This window comes from uncultured Bacteroides sp. (genome assembly GCF_949298305.1).
GTDB lineage: Bacteria > Bacteroidota > Bacteroidia > Bacteroidales > Bacteroidaceae > Bacteroides.
This window is the reverse complement of the sequence record NZ_CASFWU010000139.1, coordinates 1-5,088: the sequence shown is the minus strand read 5'-3', so window position 1 is coordinate 5,088 and position 5,088 is coordinate 1. Positions and strand designations below refer to the sequence as shown.

At 50.7% G+C, this 5,088-nt stretch carries 3 protein-coding genes and 1 pseudogene; 3 read left to right on the top strand and 1 reads right to left on the bottom strand.

Translation table 11 applies throughout. The features are described from left to right. From Q1Y74_RS13430 to Q1Y74_RS13420, 3 genes and pseudogenes are all read left to right on the top strand, one after another. Positions 1-231: pseudogene (locus Q1Y74_RS13430) on the top strand (RagB/SusD family nutrient uptake outer membrane protein); the annotation flags it as partial. 27 nt (positions 232-258) lie between these two features. Beyond that, positions 259-2,064, top strand: coding sequence for a hypothetical protein (locus tag Q1Y74_RS13425; protein ID WP_300814800.1), 1,806 nt, complete (start codon positions 259-261; stop codon positions 2,062-2,064). Between the two features lie 172 nt (positions 2,065-2,236). Next, positions 2,237-4,942, top strand: a complete 2,706-nt coding sequence (locus Q1Y74_RS13420; protein ID WP_300814799.1) for a copper-translocating P-type ATPase — start codon at positions 2,237-2,239, stop codon at positions 4,940-4,942. Here Q1Y74_RS13420 and Q1Y74_RS13415 read toward each other — a convergent pair. Next, positions 4,939-5,079 (bottom strand): hypothetical protein, encoded by a 141-nt coding sequence (locus Q1Y74_RS13415; RefSeq protein WP_300814801.1) that lies wholly within the window; start codon positions 5,077-5,079, stop codon positions 4,939-4,941. The two genes, Q1Y74_RS13420 and Q1Y74_RS13415, sit on opposite strands and share 4 nt — an antisense overlap. Positions 5,080-5,088 lie beyond the last annotated feature (9 nt).

Here is a 5,088-nt window from a genome sequence, read left to right as displayed (position 1 = left end):
GTTGAACAATGGGGAGAAGGCCTGACATTCTATGACGTTAAACGTCTGAATATGCCTGTTACCCGTGGATATTCCGGTACAAACTTCCATGACATGGCTCGTTTGAACACGACTACACGCCCCGCATGGATGAACATCTGTATCGTCCGCAATGAGAAATACAACAACTCAGGCATTGAAGGTTACGAAAATCCCGACCCGACAGATGCCTATACGCCCTGGGTTGAATAATAATCATTAACTATTAAGAGTATTTATATGAAATTCATCAATAAAACATTAGGCATCCTCAGCATGATGTCAGGCATGCTGATAGGCTTCAGCGGATGTACCGAAGAAGTGGACTACACTCCGGCTGAGAAACTGAATGGAGCGCAAATCTATTTCCCGACCACTATGGCCTCACAAATAGATCTTAGCAATACAGAAACATCGTTCATTGTAGAGGTCAGCCGCGCCAATACCGACAGCGATATTACAGCCAACCTGAACGTTACAAATGAATCAGGACTATTTACTATTCCGACTTCTGTAAATTTTGCCGCAGGCGAAAGCACAGCCAAATTGTCTATCGGTTATGACCCGGAGGCTTTAGGTTTTGACAATTATCAGACCATTACCATCGCCATTGCCGACGAGACTTATACAACTCCTTACGGTACGTCTACTTATACATTCAAAGCAGGTATACCGGCTCCTTGGACTTCCCTTGGAACAGCGACTTTCTACGACAATTTCTTGTTTATGAACAGTTATGAGGTAGAAATACAGCAAAATGATCTTGATCCGAGTACATACCGCTTAGTAGATCCCTATTCAGAAGGACTGGCAGCAGAAGGATATCCTACTGAAGGCGCACAATCTGAATATGTAGAATTCAAATTACTGAAACCTGGAGATAAGCTCAATGACATTACCATCACGATGGAAGGTTTGGTTTATTTCCCGGCATATTGCACAGGATTCTTCAACACGTCTAATGACTATAACCAGAATGTAGATGTACACCATCCTTCTGACTTTACAGACTTCCAAGGTGAAGCCTATTGGACATACAACAAAGTTCTGCAATATCAGGAAGACGGAACACCCGCCATTGTTCAACTGGCTCCTTTCTACTATATGGACGGAATAGGTGGTTGGAACTATTCTACAACAGACGGTATGATTAAGATTGTCTTTCCCGGTGTAACAGAAACAGATTACTCCATCGGCGTGGCATACGCAGGCAAATATACAGACTCCAAAGGAAACGACAAGGGTATTTTAGCTCAACTTACAACTGTCGGTGGAGATGTTGAAAGCATCCGTTTGGCTGTTGTAGAAGGCACAGATGTTGCTACCGCCGTTGAAGGTATTGTGAATGGTAGCATTGACTATATGGAAGTAGGTCCCGAGGCCGCATCCAATACAATCATGATTCCGTTTGCATCTACTCCGGTAGATGGAGATTACACATTGGTAGCAATAGCTTATGGAGGTAATGAAGCACAGACAAGCTCTTCAGCTACTTTCAAATACGCAAGCTCAACTACTCAGGAAACTTGGACAGCTATTAATGTAGGCGACTATACATATACCCTGTTCTTCGGTACAGCAGAAGAACCTGCAGTGGATTCAGGACTGACTCTTTTCCGGAGTAATGAAAATCCGAATCGCTACAAAATTGAACATTGGGGATATGATGTAGATTTCATCTTTACCTATAATGCAGAAACCGGTGAAGTTGTTGTGGAAGAACAGGAAACCGGTTATACTCATCCGTCATACGGAATGGTAATGATTAGTGATTTGGTACCTTATACAGGAGGACAAGAATATGGTTACAGCTATTATGAAAATGGAGTATTCCACTTTGCAGTTGTCTACTTTGTAAGCGAAGGAGAATTTGCACTTGGTGAAGAAACATTTGCCATTACCGGAGAAGCTGGAACGAACAGCGCTGCCACAAGAAGCATGAGTATGCCTTCCGGCAAAGCAAACAAGAAGGTAAATGTAGCAGCTCCCAAGTTCTCACGTATGCATATCAAATCTGTGAAGAATATGATTCCTTGGAGCAAGTAATCAGCTAAGGATTCTGAGCATAATTCAAGAGAGGATGCCTATCTTTCGAGGGGCATCCTCTTTTTTATGTCCCATAATTCCACAAAAAACGTCCCGAATTACATAACGGAAGAAGGGAAAGTTTGTTCTATCTTTGCCGTACAAATCTTAAGCTGTCAATGCACGAATGAAGATGGAAAAACAGAAGATGGTACAGAAGACTTTTCCTTTATTGGGTATGAGTTGTGCGGCTTGTGCCGCCCGGATAGACAAGACTCTGAACAGGCAGCCGGGGGTAAGCCGGGCTACCGTGAACTATGCGGCGGCAACGGCCACCGTGGAATATGCCCCGGAGCGGTGTTCGCCCGAGTCCTTGCAGCAGGCAGTGCGTGATGCGGGATATGACCTGCTGACCACACAGACCAAGGAAGTCAACGATGAAGTGGAGCAGGCGTATCGGAAGAAATACCGGGCTCTGAAGTTCCGCACGACGTGGGCCATCCTGCTTTCCCTGCCTGTATTCGTCACCGGCATGTTCTTCATGGACTGGAAATACAAGGGATTTGTTTCATGGCTGTTCGCCACCCCGGTAGTGTGCTGGTTGGGAAGAGGTTTCTACATCAATGCCTGGAAGCAACTCAGGCACGGTGCAGCCAACATGGACACCCTGGTGGCTGTCAGCACAGGCATCGCCTACCTTTTCAGCCTTTTCAACCTTTTCTTTCCTGAGTTCTGGCTGTCGCGGGGCATCGAGCCGCACGTCTATTTCGAAGCCTCCAGCGTCATCATCGCTTTCATCCTGCTGGGCCGATTGCTCGAAGAGCGTGCCAAAGGCAACACCACCAGTGCCATCAAGAAACTGATGGGGCTGCAACCAAAGACGGTAACGCTCGTTGAGAATGAAGAACCCAATGGAAATGAAGAATTAAGAATGAAGAATGAAGAATTGGGCTGCGCTGTGCCCAAACGTCCTCAAGAAGATTCTTCATTCTTCATTCTTAATTCTTCATTCAATCTGAGTCAGGTTCTCCCCGGCCATCTGCTGCTGGTAAAGCCCGGCGAACGGGTACCGGTGGACGGAACGGTAGTCAGCGGCGAATCGTACGTGGACGAAAGCATGCTGAGCGGCGAGCCAGTGCCCGTCAGCAAAAAGGCGGGTGCCCGCGTCTATGCCGGCACCATCAACCAGAAAGGCAGCTTCGTCTTCCGTGCCGAACAGGTGGGAAAGGACACGCTGCTGGCCAAAATCATCCACATGGTGCAGGACGCCCAGGGCAGCAAAGCGCCCGTACAGAAGCTGGCCGACCGGATAGCGGGCATCTTCGTGCCTGTCATCATGGGCATTGCCCTACTCTCCTTTGCGGCATGGATGGTATTCGCCCCCACCGACGGCTTCACCCACGGGCTGCTGGCACTGGTCACCGTGCTCATCATAGCCTGCCCCTGTGCCCTGGGACTCGCCACGCCTACCGCCATCATGGTGGGCATCGGCAAAGGAGCCGAACGGGGCATCCTCATCAAGGACGCCGAAAGTCTGGAGCGTGCCCGGCGCGTGAACGCCGTGGTGCTGGACAAGACGGGCACCGTCACCGAAGGCCATCCGCAAGTGACATCGCTCTGCTGGAAAAACGAGGACGAACGTCCGGCCGCAGCCTTCTACGAACTGGAGAAGCTCTCCGAACATCCGTTGGCCGAAGCCATCGTCCGCTACTTGGAAAACAGTTTTCCCCGGTTGGAGAAAAACAGTTCTCCAGTCAGGCAATTTGAAAGCCTCACCGGACGGGGCATCCGCGGCATCGTAGGCAGCACCCTCTACTACGCCGGCAACCGCTGTCTGCTGACCGAACAAGGCATCAGCGTCAGCCCGCAACTGGAGGAAGAAGCCGAACGACTGACGGCCGAAGTGCAGACCGTCATCTGGCTGGCCGACGAACACGAAGCACTGGCCATTGCCGCCATTGCCGACCGCATCAAGCCGACCTCGCGCCCGGCCATCGCCGCCCTGCAACGTCAGGGCATCGAAGTCCACCTGCTGACGGGCGACAACGAATCCACCGCCCGCGCCATCGCCGCCCAGGCAGGCATCCGCCACTACCACGCCGGCGTACTGCCGCAAGAGAAGGCTTCGTTCATCGCCCGCCTGCAACACGAGGGCAAGACCGTAGCCATGGTGGGCGACGGCATCAACGACAGCGCCGCCCTGGCACAGGCTGACCTCAGCATCGCCATGGGCACCGGCAGCGACATCGCCATGGACGTGGCAGGCATCACCCTGCTGACGGGTGACCTCGGCAAGCTGCCCGAAGCCCTGCGCCTCTCCCGCCTCACCGTGCGCACCATCCGCCAGAACCTCTTCTGGGCCTTCTTCTACAACCTGATAGGCGTGCCCATCGCCGCCGGTGTGCTCTACCCCGTCTGTGGTTTCCTGCTCAATCCCATGATAGCGGGAGCGGCCATGGCCTTCAGCAGCGTCAGTGTGGTGACAAACAGTCTGAGGCTGAAAAATGAAGAATCTATAAGTAATGAAAAATTAAAAATTAAAAATGAAGAATCCTGTGGGAATGAAGAGTTAAGAATGAAGAAGGAAGAATTGGGCTGCGCGGTGACCGAACACACTCAAGAAAATTCTTCATTCTTCATTCCTCATTCTTCATTATCTGAAAGTTCTTCATCTTCAAAGTCTTCCTATAAAGTGGAAGGTATGATGTGCAACCACTGCCGCATGCACGTGGAGAAAGCCCTGAACAGTCTGGAAGGCATCCGTGCCACCGTCACCCTCGACCCACCCGTAGCCACCATCGAATTCACCGATGGTAAAAGCTATACGCTGGAAGAGCTCCAGGCACAGATTACGAAGGAAGCCGGAGATTATCAGATTCAGGCGGCTGAACAGGCCTAACTGTTCAGCCACACCTTCAGGGCCGCCACCCGCTCCCGGCTCACCTGAATACTGCCGTCGAAGGGAGGAGTAACGTGTACCACCATTTTTCCGTTGAAGTAAGGCTCCAGATCACGAATACAATTGGCTGAAAGGATGAACTGGCG

Coding starts and splice junctions, on each gene's coding strand:
- Q1Y74_RS13425 (WP_300814800.1), top strand. CDS start 259: ATGAAATTCATCAATAAAACATTAGGCATCCTCAGCATGATGTCAGGC.
- Q1Y74_RS13420 (WP_300814799.1), top strand. CDS start 2,237: ATGGAAAAACAGAAGATGGTACAGAAGACTTTTCCTTTATTGGGTATG.